22 protein-coding genes and 1 tRNA gene are annotated in these 15,723 nt (G+C 59.4%); 14 read left to right on the top strand and 9 right to left on the bottom strand.

Annotation, left to right across the window (positions count from 1 at the left end; translation table 11 throughout):
- Positions 1-4: 4 nt before the first annotated feature.
- From FQ185_RS13210 to FQ185_RS13195, 4 genes are all read left to right on the top strand, one after another.
- Complete coding sequence (locus tag FQ185_RS13210) at positions 5-763, top strand: MBL fold metallo-hydrolase (RefSeq protein ID WP_149417780.1); 759 nt, start codon at positions 5-7, stop codon at positions 761-763.
- A gap of 28 nt (positions 764-791) precedes the next feature.
- Positions 792-1,505: a phosphoribosylaminoimidazolesuccinocarboxamide synthase gene (gene purC, locus FQ185_RS13205; RefSeq protein ID WP_149417779.1), complete on the top strand. Its 714-nt coding sequence runs from the start codon at positions 792-794 to the stop codon at positions 1,503-1,505.
- Positions 1,506-1,588: 83 nt separating this feature from the next.
- Positions 1,589-1,678 (top strand) — tRNA-Ser (locus FQ185_RS13200).
- A 230-nt stretch (positions 1,679-1,908) separates the two neighbouring features.
- Complete coding sequence (locus FQ185_RS13195; RefSeq protein ID WP_149417778.1) at positions 1,909-2,439, top strand: YfbU family protein; 531 nt, start codon at positions 1,909-1,911, stop codon at positions 2,437-2,439.
- 46 nt (positions 2,440-2,485) lie between these two features.
- On the opposite strand, the gene FQ185_RS13190 is transcribed toward FQ185_RS13195, so the two are convergent.
- The 9 genes from FQ185_RS13190 to FQ185_RS13150 all read right to left on the bottom strand — a co-directional run bounded on the left by FQ185_RS13190 (position 2,486) and on the right by FQ185_RS13150 (position 7,324).
- The gene (locus FQ185_RS13190; protein ID WP_149417777.1) at positions 2,486-3,703 is read right to left on the bottom strand and encodes an Arm DNA-binding domain-containing protein; all 1,218 of its coding nucleotides are present in this window, start codon (positions 3,701-3,703) and stop codon (positions 2,486-2,488) included.
- Positions 3,700-3,915 (bottom strand): excisionase family protein, encoded by a 216-nt coding sequence (xisR, locus tag FQ185_RS13185; protein WP_008036021.1) that lies wholly within the window; start codon positions 3,913-3,915, stop codon positions 3,700-3,702. The genes FQ185_RS13190 and xisR overlap by 4 nt, the downstream gene beginning before the upstream one ends.
- A 166-nt stretch (positions 3,916-4,081) precedes the next feature.
- Positions 4,082-4,498 (bottom strand): hypothetical protein, encoded by a 417-nt coding sequence (locus FQ185_RS13180; RefSeq protein ID WP_149417776.1) that lies wholly within the window; start codon positions 4,496-4,498, stop codon positions 4,082-4,084.
- A gap of 78 nt (positions 4,499-4,576) precedes the next feature.
- Entirely contained in the window at positions 4,577-5,398 is an 822-nt protein-coding gene (locus FQ185_RS13175; RefSeq protein WP_149417775.1) for a YfdQ family protein, read from the bottom strand.
- A 51-nt stretch (positions 5,399-5,449) separates the two neighbouring features.
- Positions 5,450-5,794 carry a hypothetical protein gene (locus FQ185_RS13170; RefSeq protein WP_123584673.1) on the bottom strand — a complete coding sequence of 115 codons (345 nt, stop codon included), beginning with the start codon at positions 5,792-5,794 and terminating at the stop codon, positions 5,450-5,452.
- A gap of 58 nt (positions 5,795-5,852) precedes the next feature.
- Positions 5,853-6,095 (bottom strand): pyocin activator PrtN family protein, encoded by a 243-nt coding sequence (locus tag FQ185_RS13165; RefSeq protein ID WP_149417774.1) that lies wholly within the window; start codon positions 6,093-6,095, stop codon positions 5,853-5,855.
- On the bottom strand, positions 6,092-6,475 hold the full coding sequence (locus tag FQ185_RS13160; protein ID WP_149417773.1) for a hypothetical protein: 384 nt from the start codon (positions 6,473-6,475) through the stop codon (positions 6,092-6,094). The genes FQ185_RS13165 and FQ185_RS13160 overlap by 4 nt, the downstream gene beginning before the upstream one ends.
- Positions 6,472-6,747 (bottom strand): hypothetical protein, encoded by a 276-nt coding sequence (locus FQ185_RS13155; RefSeq protein ID WP_149417772.1) that lies wholly within the window; start codon positions 6,745-6,747, stop codon positions 6,472-6,474. Before FQ185_RS13155 ends, FQ185_RS13160 begins: the two co-directional genes overlap by 4 nt.
- A gap of 10 nt (positions 6,748-6,757) precedes the next feature.
- Positions 6,758-7,324, bottom strand: coding sequence for a deoxynucleotide monophosphate kinase (locus FQ185_RS13150; RefSeq protein WP_149417771.1), 567 nt, complete (start codon positions 7,322-7,324; stop codon positions 6,758-6,760).
- 224 nt (positions 7,325-7,548) lie between these two features.
- On the opposite strand from FQ185_RS13150, the gene FQ185_RS13145 reads away from it, so the two are divergent.
- The 10 genes from FQ185_RS13145 to FQ185_RS13100 all read left to right on the top strand — a co-directional run bounded on the left by FQ185_RS13145 (position 7,549) and on the right by FQ185_RS13100 (position 15,606).
- Positions 7,549-8,031, top strand: a complete 483-nt coding sequence (locus FQ185_RS13145; protein ID WP_149417770.1) for a hypothetical protein — start codon at positions 7,549-7,551, stop codon at positions 8,029-8,031.
- Between the two features lie 189 nt (positions 8,032-8,220).
- Entirely contained in the window at positions 8,221-8,565 is a 345-nt protein-coding gene (locus FQ185_RS13140; protein ID WP_083376222.1) for a phage holin family protein, read from the top strand.
- A gap of 164 nt (positions 8,566-8,729) precedes the next feature.
- Positions 8,730-9,287, top strand: a complete 558-nt coding sequence (locus tag FQ185_RS13135; protein ID WP_120265960.1) for a terminase small subunit — start codon at positions 8,730-8,732, stop codon at positions 9,285-9,287.
- A 98-nt stretch (positions 9,288-9,385) separates the two neighbouring features.
- Positions 9,386-11,359 carry a hypothetical protein gene (locus FQ185_RS13130; protein ID WP_256730406.1) on the top strand — a complete coding sequence of 658 codons (1,974 nt, stop codon included), beginning with the start codon at positions 9,386-9,388 and terminating at the stop codon, positions 11,357-11,359.
- 9 nt (positions 11,360-11,368) lie between these two features.
- Positions 11,369-12,214, top strand: coding sequence for a phage tail protein (locus FQ185_RS13125; protein WP_149417769.1), 846 nt, complete (start codon positions 11,369-11,371; stop codon positions 12,212-12,214).
- Entirely contained in the window at positions 12,189-12,395 is a 207-nt protein-coding gene (locus FQ185_RS13120) for a tail protein X (RefSeq protein ID WP_149417768.1), read from the top strand. The genes FQ185_RS13125 and FQ185_RS13120 overlap by 26 nt, the downstream gene beginning before the upstream one ends.
- An 83-nt stretch (positions 12,396-12,478) precedes the next feature.
- Positions 12,479-13,525 (top strand): phage late control D family protein, encoded by a 1,047-nt coding sequence (locus FQ185_RS13115; protein ID WP_149417767.1) that lies wholly within the window; start codon positions 12,479-12,481, stop codon positions 13,523-13,525.
- Between the two features lie 48 nt (positions 13,526-13,573).
- Positions 13,574-14,137, top strand: coding sequence for a glycoside hydrolase family 19 protein (locus tag FQ185_RS13110; protein ID WP_149417766.1), 564 nt, complete (start codon positions 13,574-13,576; stop codon positions 14,135-14,137).
- Entirely contained in the window at positions 14,119-14,661 is a 543-nt protein-coding gene (locus FQ185_RS13105; RefSeq protein WP_149417765.1) for a lysis system i-spanin subunit Rz, read from the top strand. The genes FQ185_RS13110 and FQ185_RS13105 overlap by 19 nt, the downstream gene beginning before the upstream one ends.
- Before the next feature lie 150 nt (positions 14,662-14,811).
- On the top strand, positions 14,812-15,606 hold the full coding sequence (locus FQ185_RS13100) for a DNA adenine methylase (RefSeq protein ID WP_149417764.1): 795 nt from the start codon (positions 14,812-14,814) through the stop codon (positions 15,604-15,606).
- The last annotated feature ends 117 nt before the right edge of the window (positions 15,607-15,723 follow it).

Below are 15,723 nucleotides of genomic sequence, written 5' to 3'. Positions count from 1 at the left end.
TCACATGCGTTTTGCCGTTCTCGGCAGCGGTAGCCAAGGGAACGGCACGCTGATAGCCAGCGCTGACACGTATGTGTTGGTGGATTGTGGTTTCTCCCTGCGGGAAACCGAAAAACGCCTGCTGCGCCTGGGTGTAAACCCTGCGCAGCTGAGCGCGATACTCGTGACCCACGAACATGCCGATCACGTGCATGGCGTGGGTTTACTGTCTCGGCGCTACAATCTGCCTGTCTACCTCAGTCGCGGTACCCTGCGCGGGATGCGCAAACCAATTGAACCGGCTGGCTTTCTGGCCGGCGGCGAGCAACTGCAGATCGGGGCACTGAGCATCGGCGTCATTACCGTGGCCCATGATGCACAGGAACCGACGCAATACGTCTTCAGTGACGGTGAGCGGCGTTTCGGCCTGTTGACCGACCTGGGTTCGTATTGCAACAAGGTGCTGGACGGCTATCGGGACCTCGATGCGTTGATGATCGAGTCCAACCATTGCCGTGACATGCTGGCTCGCGGTCACTACCCGTACTTTCTCAAGCAACGGGTAGGCGGTGAGCTGGGGCATTTGAACAACCATCAGGCGGCATTCCTGGTGTCCGAGTTGGGCTGGCAAGGCCTGCAACACCTGGTCCTGGCCCATCTGAGCAGCAAGAACAACCTGCCGCAGCTGGCCCGGCAATGTTTTGTCGACACCCTCGGGTGCGACCCCGACTGGCTGCAACTGGCCGATCAAGATTCAGGGCTCGACTGGCGACATATCGCCTAGCCCACCTACTTAGCAAGCGGAGCCCATCATGGAAAAACGTGAAGAACTCTACCGCGGCAAAGCCAAATCGGTTTTCAAGACCGACGACGCTGACCGCTTGATCCTGCTGTTTCGCAACGACACTTCGGCGTTCGACGGCAAGCGCATTGAGCAGCTCGACCGCAAAGGCATGGTGAACAACAAGTTCAACGCCTTCATCATGCAGAAACTCGAAGCAGCCGGCGTGCCGACCCAATTCGACAAACTGCTGGGCGACAATGAATGCCTGGTGAAGAAGCTCGACATGATCCCGGTCGAATGCGTCGTGCGTAACTACGCCGCCGGCAGCCTGGTCAAGCGCCTGGGCGTCGAAGAGGGCATGAAGCTCAACCCTTACACCTTCGAACTGTTCCTGAAGGACGATGCCAAGGGCGACCCGTTCATCAACGAATCCCACGTCGTGGCGTTCGGTTGGGGCACCGCCGAGCAACTGGTTCGCATGAAAGAACTGTCGCTCAAGGTCAATGAAGTCCTGAGCAAACTGTTCGACGACGCCGGCCTGCTGCTGGTCGACTTCAAACTCGAATTCGGCGTTTTCTCCGACGGCACAATCGTCCTGGGCGACGAGTTCAGCCCGGACGGCTGCCGCCTGTGGGACAAAGCCACCGGCAAGAAAATGGACAAAGACCGCTTCCGTCAGGGCCTCGGTGACGTCATCGAAGCCTACGAAGAAGTGGCCAATCGTCTGGGCGTACCGCTTTAATCGACGCAAGCATCTGATAGCACGGAAAAATTTCGCTTAGGGGGTTCGCTTCCGGCAAAAGTGTTGTTATGATGCGCGCCGTTGGAGAGATGCCAGAGTGGCCGAATGGGACGGATTCGAAATCCGTTGTACCTTCACCGGTACCTAGGGTTCGAATCCCTATCTCTCCGCCATTATTGAATAAGACTAAGCCCCTGTAATCGTTGAAGATTACAGGGGCTTTTTCGTTTCTGATGTTCTGAATAGGGCATTTTTAGGGCATAAAACTCGTTGTAGAGGCCGCTTAAGGCCTGTTCACGCCGTGGCCAATGACTATCAGTATGCGAGGCAATTTGGCATCATCCTGACGCCTGGATTTCTCTTTATCTAAAAGGGTTTTTCGTAGGCGCATAGGAGCAAGGAAATGCAACCTACTGCTACCGAGCAACTGATTCTTCAAATGCTGTGTGATATCCATAAAAAGCTCGGAATTACCGACAGCTATAATCCTGACCTCATCGCCAGTGCAATTTCTTCAGATGACTGCTGGGTCCTTAATTGGGCTTATGACATAAAAGATGAAAATGACGAGAATCCTCCGCATGTCACTGCTGTTGTGGATGCGTTGGATATGTACGATTTTCTGAAGGAAAGCTTTGATCGCCTGGACGCGCAGGGGAAAGCTGTTGTTGAATCGGCCGTTCCAAGAGCGGCAATAGCAATAGAATTCCCTGGATTTGATGGGAATAATGAGGGTCGTTACAGAACTGCCGCTAGGTTTCTTGTCAACGATCTCGACCGTTTCAACTCCATGAAAGACGTTGCCGACCGAAACTCCCATTCACGTATGGCCAGCACCTATGCTCGCCAATACCAAGTCTTCGAGCCTATTAGAGCGACATTGATAGGTCGTACTATGTCTGCAGATCAGGTAATAGCGGTTCTTCAGGCTTAGATATTTGCTGCTGGAATACAACACAGGCCCTTTTTAGGGCCTGAGTTCAGTCGGTTCTAAATCCCAACATCTTCGACACGATACCCGCCATGCTCTTGGTGTCCTTCGGTATCCATCTCCCGTAATGCTTTCTCACCATTGTTGTGTCGGCATGTCCAAGCTGCCGGGCCACCCATTCGACCGGGACATAGCTGGACAGCATCTGGCTGGCGAAAGTGTGGCGACATTGGTTGGCGCCTCGGTGGCGGACTTCTGCTTTTTTCAGATGGGCGGTAAACCAGTTGCTCAATGTCTTCCCGCTCCAGAGCAAACCACTGGTAGAGCTGCGAAAAAGAAACCTAACCTTCATCTTCTTTGAGGTGATGTTGTCACGCTGGATCACCGTAATATCGACGGTTGGCGCTTCATTGGCGGCGGCAACAATCTCTCGCATCAATTCAAGAGCTGGGTCTATCAGTTCGACGACTCGCACCCTGGAGCGTTCTTTGGGGACTTTGAATTCACCAACGACCAGTGCGCGCCGGACGTGCACCAAGCCAGCATCAAGGTCGACATCTTCCACGGCAAGCGCAATGACTTCGGACAGCGACAGCCCGGCCCAGCAGTTGAACTCGATCATTCTGGCATCAGTCCGCCGGATGGGATCTGCTTTACCGATCAACTCGATCTCGATGCGGCTGAAGGGATCCGCGTGTTCCAAGTCGACGTCCGATCCTACGTTGCTGATCCTGTCGAGCGGGTTGGCTTTCAAAATTCCATCGCCAAAGGCATCGGCCCAAACCCCACGGACGACGGTGAAGATATCGTTCACCGTCTTTGGGGCCAGGCCTTGCTTGAGCAATTGCGCCTGAAACAACTCGATGTCGCTTTTATTGATATCGACGATTCGACGTTTGCCGAACTTATTTTCGACGTGCACAGCCTTGCTCACATAGTTAACTACCGTGCTCGATGCTTTGAGTGCACGTTGAACCTCCAGCCATCGGTCGATGCCTTCCTTCACGGTTCGCTTCAGTGAAGGGCCGCCGGTGCCGGTGAACATGGCGGCTCTTGGTGAAGTGGGGAAGTGGGCCGCGTAATCGAAACGGCCTTCTTTGATCTCCGCGAGGATGGTTCGGCGTTTGTTGTCGGCATATGCGATCGCTGCCTTGTTTACTTTCGAGATCCCTTCCAATGGCTCCCGGCACCGCTGGCCGTTGAAGATGAACCAAATGCGCAGCTGCTTGCCGTTCATCTCAACGCCTGTCGGCATCTTGTCGATCATGGTTTCCCTTCCATCCAGCGCTCAATGGCCGCGCGGTTGTAGACGATCACGTTGGCTGGGTCGTAGCGCCAGTGCTTGCCCTCAAGCCAAAGGCCACGGGTGCGATACTTACGAACAGCTTCGGTGCTAAGGCCGAACACTGGATAGAGCAGGTCCTGGCGGAACCAGGCGCCAGGTGTGATGTGGAAGTCGAGTTTCTCTGCGGCGCTCATTGTGTTTTGTCTCCTGCGCGCCGGGCGATACCTTCGGCTTGGCGCTGCTTGCTGCATTTTTGGTGGCTGCCATGTGCCCGCGACTTGTTGCATTGGTCGCAGATGGTTTGTAAATCGAGAGGCGGCATTTGCCCGCTGCGTATTCGGACTATTCGGCGAAGGACTGTCATGCGGCCTCCTGTGCTACTTTCTTCAGGAGGGCGGCCATTTCGAGCGCTTGATCGCGGAGGGCGAGTGAATCGCGTTCGAGTTTCTTGCCGGTACGGAATGCGCTGAATGTCTCTGCCGCAATTCGCAGTTGTTCGGCGATGGCTAGGAGAGTCTGGCGTTCTGGTTCCCCTAGTTTTGAGGCGGCCAATGCCTGCTCATAGTGGGAGTACAGTTGCTTATGGTGGTCCTGCGCCTGATCAAGCAATCGCTTCAGGTCTTGGATCGTCCCTGAGCTATCTGATTGCTGAATAGCCTTGCCTTCGTCGATACCGTCGGTGCGGCCATCGTTCAGGCCGCCGCGATAGCCTGCCCAATAGGTAAGTCCAACAAATACGATCAAAACGATCAGTGCGAAAATCTGAATTGCTGTCATGTGCTGTGTACCTCGGTAAAGCCCGCCGTCAGGATTTTTGGTGAGAGGCTGGCGGCGGGGGTATTACTTGGGGATTAGTTACAGGGTGGCTTCGTACAGCGGTACTTCGCCGATTGCGCTCTGGATCTTCTGGCGGACAGCGTTGTAAGCCTCTTCAAGCACTTTGTCCGGGCGCACCAGTTCGAACCACATTTGCAGGCGACCTTCCAGAATGCGGTAGCGGAAGCGGGCAGGGACGCAGAACGCGTCACCACCGAGGAATGGTTTCACGGCGATGAAGAATTGTTCAGGGATGCGCAGTTGGCCTGCTTCGCCGGCACGCCCGTCGATTTCTTCGTTATAGGTCAGTTGAACCTGGCCGTTGTCGAGGCGGGTGCCTTGGCGGAAGGTGATGTTTTTCTTGGCTTCCAGGGTGCGGCTGATTTCCAGCATGTCGGCAGGGCTAGGGTCGTTCGCTTCGTTTGCGCGCTGGGTGATGTCCCTGACGTTCTCTTCGATGAACTCGGCGAACGTTGCTTGATCCATGCGTTTGCGGTCGTTCTCTTTCCAGCGGCCCCACTCGATGCTGGTAGGGCAACGGTACGTGGCCACGTGGTCGCGCCAGGCGGGGGCGGTTGGCTGGTGGTAGTCGATGACTGCCAAGAAGGTTCGGCCTTCTGGGCCGTTGCAGAACACGGTGGTCGCGGCATCGGCGAAGCGGTTCACGTATGCAATGAAGGACTCGGCATCAAGCACGGTGAGTTTCTGGCGCGTGCGGGTAGGGTTCGGTAGCAGGTGCTCAAGGGAGTGGACGCCCACGCCGTCAGGAAGCAGGGAAATGGGGGCTGCCAGCCCTTGATGATCAATCGGTTTGCCGATCGCCTGTGCGAGGGTGACCAGTTGTTGAATGGCTTGTTGCATTGGATGTGCTCCAGTGGGTGACGCTGTGGTGAGAGGTTTTCGAATCTGGCGTTACGGGCTGACGTGGCGCAGTTTTTCCGGTACCGGATCTTCGCTGACTGTGCGCAACGGCAGGTCCTGTTGCCGTGGGTCGCGGCGGGTCAAGTTGCCCTCGGGGGTCAGGAAGAACAGCGATGTGCCGCGGGACAGGATCGGTTCCTTCGCTTTGACGTCGGCCTTGATGGTCATCTGGCCACTGCCGTCTGGCTTGTAGGTGAGCTTGATGGTCAGTTCACCGCCCTTGCCGGTCTGGCGGATGGCATCGACCAGGCTATGTTGGGTTTCGCTGAGTTCATCAAGTAAGCCTCCGGCCTCGATGTCCCGTAGCGTGTCTATGAAGGGGCGTGCTTTGCTCATGTGCTGTGCCTTATTGAGTGGATGTTGTCTGCCCCTGAACGGCAGGGGCACCGTTGAATCAGGCTGCTTCCAGCGCCGCTTGGGCGTCGAGGAAGGCAGCCAGGTGGTGCAGGTACACCACGGGTTTGGTCCGAGCTGAGCTGTGCAGGCGTGTCACGATCAACGCAATGCGGCCGGCTTTGATTTCACTCAGCAGGTAGCGGTCCGTTCGGATGTGCGTGAAGTATTGTTCCCGCACTGCCGTCAGAGACGGGCAGGGGGTGGCGAACTGTTTGCGAAGTTGGTCGAGGGTACTGCTCATGCAGCGACCTCCCCGAACCCCTCCGTAGGGGGCACCAACTTGAGCCGAATCAGTTCGGCGAGGCTTTCTTTGCTTTTGCCCATACCGGCGGCGCAGACATTGCCTTTTGCGTCAGCGACAACCGCGCCAAATGGATACTCGGGCGAGTTGGTCGGGGTGACATAGGCCACTTGGCCTTCTTGAATCACCTCGTTGACACAGCGAAAGACCTCGGCCAGCTCCACTGTGCGGCAAGGCATGCTGTCCAGCAGGTCAATAGCTTCGCTCGCGGCGCCGATCAGTGTGGCGCGGCTGACCACGCCCGGGCTGTCCAGATAGATGGGGATCAGTCTCAGGGCGCCGAGGGCTTGAGTGTAGGCATTGAAGTAGTTGGTTTTCATGCGGCGGCGTCCTTGTGCGTGATGGTGATGCCCAGCTTCTTGGCCAGCCATTGCACGCCGGCCTCGGTGACCATCACCACGGCGTAATGCTTGTAACGGTTGGTGGTCCCGATCTGGACGCTGCGCGCGTCTGAAAACAGGTTGCCGCCGCCACGGTGGTGGCTGGCCAGGTCGCCGCTTTGCGTCAGCACGCGGAGCGCCCGCAGTTGCTCGCGGAATTTCCGGGGTTTGAGGCCGAGCACTGCGGCGGTTTCGTCCAGGGTGCGGTTCATGGCGCTGTCCTCAGGCGACTGCTGCGCGGGTATGCAGCGTGTCGACAATCTTGTCGAGGTTGGTTTTAAGGTCTTCGATGGTCCCGTCATTCGGCAGGAACCAATCGCCCTGTGCCCCCCAGATGCCGTCTTCACTGCGATGTGGAGCAACGGCTCCGACTGAGACTCGCTGGATGTGAATCACGACGCCGCCTCGCTTACGGATGAAGTCCGCTTCATTCTCGAATCGCAGGTCGCTAACCACGAAGCCGCGCGCGGTGTCGTGGGTGCGGGCCAACAGGTCGAGGTTTTGCGCAGCCAGCAGCAGCCAGAGCTCGGGATGCACGGTGTCGCGGCCCCATTCGGTGCCCAAGGTCTGCATCAGGTAGCGCGGGGAGCGTCCCAGCCACGGCAGCACTTGTTCCTTTTGCTCGCCTTCGAAGTCGCATGGGCTCAGGTTGAGTATGTGCATCAAGCCATCGCGCAGTGGGTCTGCGAACGCGTAGGAATGGAATCCGTGTTTGGTCACCAGGTGCTGTGCGGCAGTGTCTTTGCCAGACCGGGCGATGCCTGCAAGGCCAAACAGAAGTGGCTTCATGCTGCGTCACCCCCGAACGGCGAGTGGCTGTCATGCGTGACGTTATTTGCACTGAAGACAACGGTAAGAATTTTTTCTTATGCGAGGACAGAAAAACCCAACAAACCCAACACACTCAACTCAAAGTTAATAAGAGTATTGATTTTAAAGGGATTTATTTGTGTTGGGTTTGTGTTGGGTAACGGGTTTTCTGTGTTGGGTTCGGTTTTTCGGGGGGTAGGGCGATGATCGAGGCAATGGAAGTGCTGCTGAAGCACTGGGGCGAGCAACTTCGGAGTAATGGCGAGGTGGGGGGGATGGGTAGCCCGATGGCAACGATCATGGAGTGGGGCGGATGTGCACCGCGCGGCACTCCCGGATCTCGGATCATTATGGGGGCTGGTGCGGGGCCTGATGCAGTTGCTCAGGAAGTCGGTGCGGCTCTTTCCGAGATCGCTCGACAAAATGGGCGGGGAGAAAGGCTGCAACAGTTGGCGGTTTTGCGCTACGGCTACGACCCGGCACCGACCTGGGCTTCGCAAATGCATGAGCTGGGGTATGTGTCCAAGGCGAAGCAAACCTACTACGACCTTGTGCACAGTCTTCATGTGCGACTCTTTGAGGTGCTGGCAGAGCGCAAAGATGCACGTAAGTGGCTTACCGCTGGTCGGGGCGTTTTACCTCAAAGTCTCCTCAAAGTTGCGTCAAAGTTGCGTCGAGCGGGTTAACCGAAAATGCCCTCTTTTCGGTTCCGTACTCAGGGGGTAAAAAGTCACCACGATATGAATTCTGCGCCTCGGCGCTTCCCCCGAGCACGTGCTGTGCACCGTCCTGGCAAGCGCCACGACACTGAAAACCCTGCCCTCCGGCGGGGTTTTCTTTTTGTGTTTGGCGCGCTCTTCCACTTGAGGCACAACATGACAAATGAGCAGCAAGCGCTGGCAGAGATGCCGATTTGGTTAGTGATCGTCCTGGCCTTAGTCGGTGGCGTATCCGGTGAAATGTGGCGAGCAGATAAAGACGGGGCGAGGGGCTGGGCATTGTTGCGGCGCCTTGCGCTTCGGTCCGGTGCCTGCATTGTCTGCGGCGTGTCGGCGATGATGCTGATGATCGGCGCGGGTATGACGATCTGGACGGCCGGCAGCTTGGGTTGCCTGACCGCGATGGCCGGCGCTGATGTCGCCATCGGGTTGTACGAACGCTGGGCCGCCAAGCGACTGGGCGTTTCCGAAGTGCCACCGGCCAGTGGCGAACAGGGGTGAGGAATCGCGGCGGGACGCCGAAAACCGCCGGGGACCCTGGGGTTATTCGGGGGGTACGGGGTCGGAAACCCGCGGGAAAGTGTTAGCGGACAGTTCACCAGCTTAGTGAACTGGGGTGAACAGGTGAACTCCCCGTATTCATTAGGTGAACAGGACATTCCATCATGACTGTAATCAGCAAAACGGAGTTTGCGGCACGGCGAGGCTGGGCTAAATCGTATGTTTCCAAGTTGGCCAATCAAGATCGATTGGTGCTGACTGAGGATGGCAAGGTGGAGCTGGAAGCCACCGAAGCCCTGCTGGCCGAGTCTGCCGACCCAAGCAAAGCCGCCGTCGCCGACCGGCACGACCGGCTTCGCCTCCAGCGGGAAGCTCAAATCGCCGCAGAAGAACCTGCGGTGCCGCAAGTCGGCCAGCCGGTGGATTTCCAAAGGTCTCGGGCTCTGCGCGAGCACTACATGGCGTTGCAGGAGCAAGCCAACTTTCACAAACAGCAGGGCACTTTGGTCGAGCGCATCGCAGTAGAAACCGGCGCTTACAACGCGGGCCGCTTGTTGCGGGATCAACTGCTGGGCATGCCTCCGCAACTGGCACCGGAACTTGCCGTCATGACCGACCCCTGGCAAATCGAAAAGCACCTGACGGCCGCTATCCGTCGCTCGCTTGAGGATGCAGAACGCTTGTCCTCAGCGGATCTTGAACACGCCCTGACCCCGAGCTAAGCCCATGCCCACGGAAATCCCTAACGGTGCAGAGGTGTACCGGGAGGCGTATTTCCGTGGGCTGCACCCTGACCCGGATGTCTGGGTAGATGGGCGCCATGCTGCAAGTGCAGATGAAGTCGGCCGGCAGCTCGGACGAGGCGGCCAACAACCTCAAAAACTGGATGGGCAAAATCGGCTCCGGCGAGACCGTCAAGGCATATGAAAAGGCCGGTATCGACTACAAGGGTTCGATGCAGACCGGTTTGCAAAACGGCATGTCCACGCTGGAAACCAGCATGGGGTTGGCGCAGAAGTACATTCAGGCCACCGATCCGAAGCGCGCGGCGGCGATGGCCAAAGCGACCTCCGAAATCAGCCAGCAAGCCGACCCGGAGAAAGCCAAGGCCATGATGGCCTCGCTGGAAGAGTCGCTGCGCACTGGCGACCTGTTCGCTGACATGCAGGTCAAGGCCGCGCTGTCGGCGTTCATGCAGAACAAGGCGCTGTACAGCCAGCTTAAAAACGATTCGCGCGATGCCACCGGCATCCTCGACAAAAACCTCAGCGAGCGGCGTGAGGCGTCGTCGCAGAAGTGGGCCGAAATGGCTCAGTCGATGGATGACGCCATGCGCAGCGTGGGCGACGCCCTGCGCCCGGTCACGGACACGGTGGCCGAGGCGCTGACCAAGGTCACCAAAAGCATTACCTCAATGTCTGACAGCGCGCCCGGGGTGGTAACGGGGATCGCGTTGGTCGGGGGCGGGTTGGTCACGCTCAAGGGTCTGTTCAGTTCGTTCAAGATGGGTAAAGGGCTGTTCAACCTGGCGCGCGGTTCGCTGGGTGGTGGCAAGGCCGGCGCGGTGCAAAAGGTCTTTGTCACCAACGCCGAGGATGGGGGTGGTGACGGCGAAGGCGCCAAGGGCAAGACCGGCAAGGCGCTGTCCCTGGTGGAAACCGGGTTGAAGGCGGTGGCGGCTTTCACGGGCAAGGGGGCCGAGGGCGCCGACGATGAGGCGGGAGGCAAGAAGCCCGGTAAGTTGGATGTGGTGTCGACCGGTCTGGAACTGGTTTCGCTGGTCAAGGATGCGGCCGGGAGCGGTGACGACGACGCGGGCGGTGACGGTGTTAAAAAGGTTTTCGTGGTCAACGCGGGAGCCCTGGGCGGCGGCGCTGAAGGTCCTGGGGAAACTCGCCGGCGTGGGCGCGGATCAAGGCGCAATGCTTCGCGCCGTCGACCGTTGCCTCGGCCGGGTAGTTCTTCGCGCTCGCCGATTCCCGGCGCGCGGCCGCCGGTCCCTGTGCCGCGTCCGCCGATTCCACCGGTACCGGTTCCGGCCGGGTCGATGGCCCGGCTGGGCGGGGTGGTGCAGGCGGTCGGCAAGATCGGCAAAGCCGCCAAGATGATTCCCGGCGGCGCGCTGATGGAGGCCGGCGCCATGGCGTTCGACACCTATGAGAATGCCAAGACCCAGGGCGAAAAGGCCGAGGGTTACGGGGCGGCGGCCGGCAATCTGGCGGGCACCATGGCGGGCGCGGCGGCGGGCGCGGCCATTGGTTCGGTGGTGCCGATTATCGGGACCGCGATCGGTGGCTTGATTGGTGCCTACCTCGGCAGTCAGGGCGGCCAGATGTTGGGCGGTGCCGTGGGCAAGTCGGTGTTTGGTGGCGAAGAGGAAAAGCCCGCCTCGCCGGCCACGCCGCTGTTGATGGCGCCCCGCCCGGGTCCGGCTATTCCCAGCTTGGCCAGCATGGGCCAATCGTTCAATGGCGCGAAGGGCTCCGGCGCGTTGCTGATGGCCTCGGGGGCGACCCCACAAGGGCCAGCGCTGGGCGATGTCGCGCGTTCGTTGGCAGTGTCGGCGGCGGCCAAGCCGGCGGCGGTGGCCATTCAGCCCAAGGAACCGGAGAAGCCGGCACCGACCAAAGTGGATCAGCAGTTTCAGTACTCGCTGAGCATGCCGGTCACGGTGCAAGGGGATGTCAAAGACCCGCAGCGCTTGGCGCAGGACTTGATGCCGCACATGCGGCTGATGATGGCGGACGCCGCGAAGCAGAACGCAGCGAAGCTGTATGACGAACCCCACCTGTAAGGAGGCCGTATGGCGTATATGGAACAGTTGCAAGCGGGGCTCAAGTACTTGGTCGCAGCCGGGGAGGCGGGGCGACGCAGTGCGGACGGCATGCTGGGCCCGGTCAACGGCGCGATCAGTGAAATTACGGGCGCGGCGTCCGAGCTGGAAAACATCCCGTTCGTGGGGCCGGCGATCGGCGCCAAGCTTCAGCGGGTGATGCGCGGCGTCGACGCGGCTCAGGCCAAGGTCGGCCAAGTGGTGGCGGTGTACGGCCGGGCGACCCGGGCGGCCGCCGAAGTGCAGGAACGGATGGGCGTGCTGAAGGAGCAGGCGGGCAAGGCGGCGACGGCGATCAACAACATCGCCGGCAAGGTCAGCCCGTCGTTGGCCAACATCGTGCCCACCAGTTCCTTTGCCGTGGATGCTACGCCGGCGCCGGAAGCGGTGAAGCCGTTCCCGCACCTGCTGATCATTCAGCCGCGTGACCCGAAGCTTCAGCCGTATTTCTTCAACCTGGACACGGCGGCCTTCGACGAGCTGAGCCGCTCGACCGAGTTCCGCTGGGCTTCCCAGGAGCGTCTGTCGCGCCGCCCGGCGCAGCAGGCGATTGGGGTGGGTGAGGAAAAGCTCACGCTCAAAGGCACGATCTACCCGGGCTTCAAGGGTGGGATCAAGCAGCTCGACACGTTGCGCACCATCGGCGCCAGGCTTCAGCCGCTGACCCTGACCACGGGCTATGGCGAGGTGATTGGGACGTGGTGCCTGAAGACCATCGCCGAGGAACAGGGCGCGTTTTTGCACGGCGGGATTCCGCGTAAACAAGGGTTCACTCTGGAGTTTGGGCGCTATGGCGACGACATGCAGAACGTCTGATGGGGACATGCTCGATGTCATTTGCCATAACGTTTATGGCCATCTGAACGGCAGCACCGAAGCGGTGCTGGATGCCAATCAGGGGTTGGCGGATGAGCCCCAGCCCTACCGCACCGGCGTGGTCATCTATCTGCCGGATCTGCCCAGCCCGACCGGGGAGGGGGTCAGCTTGTGGGATTGATGGTCTACACTCGTGCCGCTTGATTCCTCAAGCTCCTTTCTTTTTTTACCCGCCTTGTGCGGGTTTTTTTTTGAGCAAAATCTATGACCCCCATGTTTCGAATCGTGGCCGATGGCGCCGATGTGACGGCCAAGATCAATGATCGGTTGTTGTTGCTGCGCACCTCTGACAAACCCGGGATGGAGTCCGACGAGTTTGAGTTGCGCATTGATGACCGAGACGGCCAGGTGCTGCTGCCTCGGCGTGGCAGTTCGATCGAGATCTACCTGGGCTATGCCGAAACCTCCTTGGTGCGCCTGGGGCGTTACGCGGTGGACACGGTCGAGGTGTCGGGTCCGCCGGACACGATCGTGATCAAGGGCAAGGCCAGCGACATGCGCGGCAGTGGCAAGACCATCCGTAGCGGCAGCTGGGAAGACGTGCCGCTGTCGACGATCGTGGCCGACATCGCTGCGCGCAATGGCTGGCAGCCGGTGTGTCCGGTATCGACGAAAGTTGCCCGGGTCGATCAGCTCAACGAGTCTGATTTTAATTTCATCACGCGCCTGGCCAAGCAATACGACTGCACGGCCAAGGTGGCCGACGGCAAGCTGTTGGTGATGCCGCGTCAAGCGGGCCAGACGGCCAGCGGCAAGGCGTTCGGCGCGATCACCCTGACGCGTAGCGACCTCAGCCGCTGGCAGTTCAGCCTCGGCGATCGCAACTCGCACAAGGCCGTGGCCACCAAGCACCAAGACAAGAAGACCGGCAAGCTCGCCATCGTCTCGGTGGATAACGACGAGGCCCCGGATGGCTTGCCGGCGGTGCATACCGATCGGCATATCTACCCGAACAAGACCGCCGCCGAGGCGGCCGCCAAGGCGCGTTTAGCGGCGTTCAATCGTTCGACCGCTGACGTGCGTTTCGAGATGCCCGGCCGGACCGACATCTTTGCCGAGCGCTTGATCAACGCCCATGGGTTCAAGGTCGGCCTTGATGGCGAGTACTTGGCGGATTCGGTCGAGCAGGTGTTTACCCAATCCGGCTGGTCAACCACGGTCGAGTGCAATGCCGGCAAGCAGGGCAAATCCAAGGGTAAGAAAAAGAAAGCTAAGCCGCCGCTCAAGGTTGTGAGCGTCGAGAAGCAATAGCGCATCCCATCACCGCCTGAGGGCGGCTTTTTTATGTCAGGAGTGTTTATGCCCATCACTGAGCAACAGCTACAACGCATCATGCCCAACGCCCGCCGCCAAGCGGGCGTTTTTGTATCCGCCCTAAACGCGGCGATGATCCATCGACAGATCAACACACCGAAACGTCAAGCGGCATTCCTAGCCCAGGTCGGGCACGAGTCTGGCCAGCTGCAGTACGTCCGTGAGTTGGGTGGTGATCAGTACCTGAGCAAATACGACACCGGCAATCTGGCCGCAAAACTGGGCAACACCCCGGAAGCGGATGGAGACGGCCAGCGCTTTCGCGGGCGCGGCCTGATCCAGGTGACCGGCCATAGCAATTATCTGCGCTGCAGCCTGGCGTTGTTCGGTGACGAGCGTTTGCTGCGCACCCCTGAGCTGCTCGAGCAGCCGCAATGGGCTGCGGAGTCGGCGGCGTGGTTCTGGTGGGTACGCGAACTGAACGCCTTGGCGGATCGGGATGAATTCAATGCGATAACTCGCCAAATCAACGGCGGACTCAACGGCCTGCAGGATCGGTTGCAACTGTGGACCCGGGCGAGGGCAGTGCTATGCGTGTCGTCGACCTGATCCCCGCGCCGTACCGGCTGTTAGCCGTTGGCATGCTGCTGACCGCATTGGTCGGCGGATCTGCCGCGTCGGCCTGGAAGGTTCAGGACTGGCGCTACGGCCAGCAACTCGCCGAACAGGCCAGCCTGCATAAGGACGATCTGATCGCCATCAGCAACGGCGCCGCTGACCAGGTGCGCACGGCACAGGACAAGCGCCTGGCCCTGGAGCAGCGGCTGTCGACCAGTGAACAAACCCACTACAAGGAACTCAGCGATGCTCAAACCAACCAGGCTCGCCTGCGTGATCGCCTTGCCACTGCTGATCTACGGCTGTCAGTCCTACTCGACGCCACCGAAGCAGCCAGTGGCGACACAGTGTCAGCCGCCACCCCAACCGGCGGCGTGGTTCATGGCCCCACAAGAGCCCAACTTAACCCAGCGCATGCTCAACGAATTATCGGCATCACCGATGCCGGCGACCAAGGACTGATCGCCTTGGCGGCCTGTCAGGCCTACGCCAAAGAAGTCTCAACAGCGAAGTGAAAAAGAGCGGCCGGGTTGGATGCGTCAACATCCAACCCAGTCGCCGTCCCTGCAGATTGTCCCTGCAAGTCCAGCCAAGGCTCTTGCTCCGTGCACAAAGCGCGGCGAGCCTAGCACCTGTTTATCCATACAGCAAAGGTCTTGCTCTCAATGTCCACACCCATCATCCCTTGGATGGGCGGCAAACGCCGCCTGGCCGACCGCCTCATTCCGCTTTTTCCACCACACGAATGCTACGTCGAAGTCTTTGCCGGCGGTGCCGCGCTCTACTTCATGCGGCCCCAGGCAGCGCCCGTTGAAGTCCTCAACGACATCAACGGCGACCTGGTCACGCTGTACCGCGTCGTGCAGAACCACCTCGAAGAGTTCGTGCGCCAATTCAAATGGGCGCTCAGCTCGCGCCAAGTGTTCGAGTGGCAGAAGATGACCCGCCCCGAAACCCTCACCGACATCCAGCGCGCCGCCCGATTCTTCTACCTGCAGCACCATGCTTTTGCTGGCAAGGTCACTGGTCAAACGTTTGGTACCGCGACTACTGGCCCAGCCATCAACCTCCTGCGGATCGAGGAAAATCTCTCGGCCGCCTGGCAGCGCCTGTCCGGCACCTACGTTGAAAATCTCCCCTGGCTGGAATGCGCCGAACGCTACGACCGTGCCCACACCTTCCACTACATGGACCCGCCTTACTGGCAGACCGCTGGCTATGGGGTGGATTTTCCGTTTGAGAACTACGAGCGGATGGCCGACTTCATGCGCCGCTGCAAGGGCAAGGTGATGGTCAGCATCAACGATCACCCGGACATCCGCCACGTCTTCGAGGATTTTCACTTTGAGACGCTGGACATCCGCTACTGCAACACCAACCAGCGGCAGGGTAAAGCCGAGGTCAGCGGTGAGCTAGTGATCACGAACTGGGAGCCGTCGGCCTTGGGCGGATTGTTCTGATCACCATGGAGTCAAGCCTGCGCAGCCGATACCCCAGAGCTGCAACAGCTCAGTAAGTTTTATCAAAAACTCAACGGTCACCATAAGAAGAGTCAGCACATTCATTTTTTATTCTCG

It is taken from the genome of Pseudomonas sp. ANT_H12B, from assembly GCF_008369325.1.
Taxonomy (GTDB): domain Bacteria; phylum Pseudomonadota; class Gammaproteobacteria; order Pseudomonadales; family Pseudomonadaceae; genus Aquipseudomonas.
Note: the sequence above shows the minus strand (reverse complement) of the source record. Positions and strands in the feature narration are given on the sequence as shown.

What these genes read in the sequence shown, in the direction of transcription:
- FQ185_RS13210 (WP_149417780.1), top strand. Translation starts at nt 5, where the DNA reads ATGCGTTTTGCCGTTCTCGGCAGCGGTAGCCAAGGGAACGGCACGCTG.
- purC (WP_149417779.1), top strand. Translation starts at nt 792, where the DNA reads ATGGAAAAACGTGAAGAACTCTACCGCGGCAAAGCCAAATCGGTTTTC.
- FQ185_RS13195 (WP_149417778.1), top strand. Translation starts at nt 1,909, where the DNA reads ATGCAACCTACTGCTACCGAGCAACTGATTCTTCAAATGCTGTGTGAT.
- FQ185_RS13190 (WP_149417777.1), bottom strand. Translation starts at nt 3,703, where the DNA reads ATGATCGACAAGATGCCGACAGGCGTTGAGATGAACGGCAAGCAGCTG.
- xisR (WP_008036021.1), bottom strand. Translation starts at nt 3,915, where the DNA reads ATGAGCGCCGCAGAGAAACTCGACTTCCACATCACACCTGGCGCCTGG.
- FQ185_RS13180 (WP_149417776.1), bottom strand. Translation starts at nt 4,498, where the DNA reads ATGACAGCAATTCAGATTTTCGCACTGATCGTTTTGATCGTATTTGTT.
- FQ185_RS13175 (WP_149417775.1), bottom strand. Translation starts at nt 5,398, where the DNA reads ATGCAACAAGCCATTCAACAACTGGTCACCCTCGCACAGGCGATCGGC.
- FQ185_RS13170 (WP_123584673.1), bottom strand. Translation starts at nt 5,794, where the DNA reads ATGAGCAAAGCACGCCCCTTCATAGACACGCTACGGGACATCGAGGCC.
- FQ185_RS13165 (WP_149417774.1), bottom strand. Translation starts at nt 6,095, where the DNA reads ATGAGCAGTACCCTCGACCAACTTCGCAAACAGTTCGCCACCCCCTGC.
- FQ185_RS13160 (WP_149417773.1), bottom strand. Translation starts at nt 6,475, where the DNA reads ATGAAAACCAACTACTTCAATGCCTACACTCAAGCCCTCGGCGCCCTG.
- FQ185_RS13155 (WP_149417772.1), bottom strand. Translation starts at nt 6,747, where the DNA reads ATGAACCGCACCCTGGACGAAACCGCCGCAGTGCTCGGCCTCAAACCC.
- FQ185_RS13150 (WP_149417771.1), bottom strand. Translation starts at nt 7,324, where the DNA reads ATGAAGCCACTTCTGTTTGGCCTTGCAGGCATCGCCCGGTCTGGCAAA.
- FQ185_RS13145 (WP_149417770.1), top strand. Translation starts at nt 7,549, where the DNA reads ATGATCGAGGCAATGGAAGTGCTGCTGAAGCACTGGGGCGAGCAACTT.
- FQ185_RS13140 (WP_083376222.1), top strand. Translation starts at nt 8,221, where the DNA reads ATGACAAATGAGCAGCAAGCGCTGGCAGAGATGCCGATTTGGTTAGTG.
- FQ185_RS13135 (WP_120265960.1), top strand. Translation starts at nt 8,730, where the DNA reads ATGACTGTAATCAGCAAAACGGAGTTTGCGGCACGGCGAGGCTGGGCT.
- FQ185_RS13130 (WP_256730406.1), top strand. Translation starts at nt 9,386, where the DNA reads ATGCTGCAAGTGCAGATGAAGTCGGCCGGCAGCTCGGACGAGGCGGCC.
- FQ185_RS13125 (WP_149417769.1), top strand. Translation starts at nt 11,369, where the DNA reads ATGGCGTATATGGAACAGTTGCAAGCGGGGCTCAAGTACTTGGTCGCA.
- FQ185_RS13120 (WP_149417768.1), top strand. Translation starts at nt 12,189, where the DNA reads ATGGCGACGACATGCAGAACGTCTGATGGGGACATGCTCGATGTCATT.
- FQ185_RS13115 (WP_149417767.1), top strand. Translation starts at nt 12,479, where the DNA reads ATGACCCCCATGTTTCGAATCGTGGCCGATGGCGCCGATGTGACGGCC.
- FQ185_RS13110 (WP_149417766.1), top strand. Translation starts at nt 13,574, where the DNA reads ATGCCCATCACTGAGCAACAGCTACAACGCATCATGCCCAACGCCCGC.
- FQ185_RS13105 (WP_149417765.1), top strand. Translation starts at nt 14,119, where the DNA reads ATGCGTGTCGTCGACCTGATCCCCGCGCCGTACCGGCTGTTAGCCGTT.
- FQ185_RS13100 (WP_149417764.1), top strand. Translation starts at nt 14,812, where the DNA reads ATGTCCACACCCATCATCCCTTGGATGGGCGGCAAACGCCGCCTGGCC.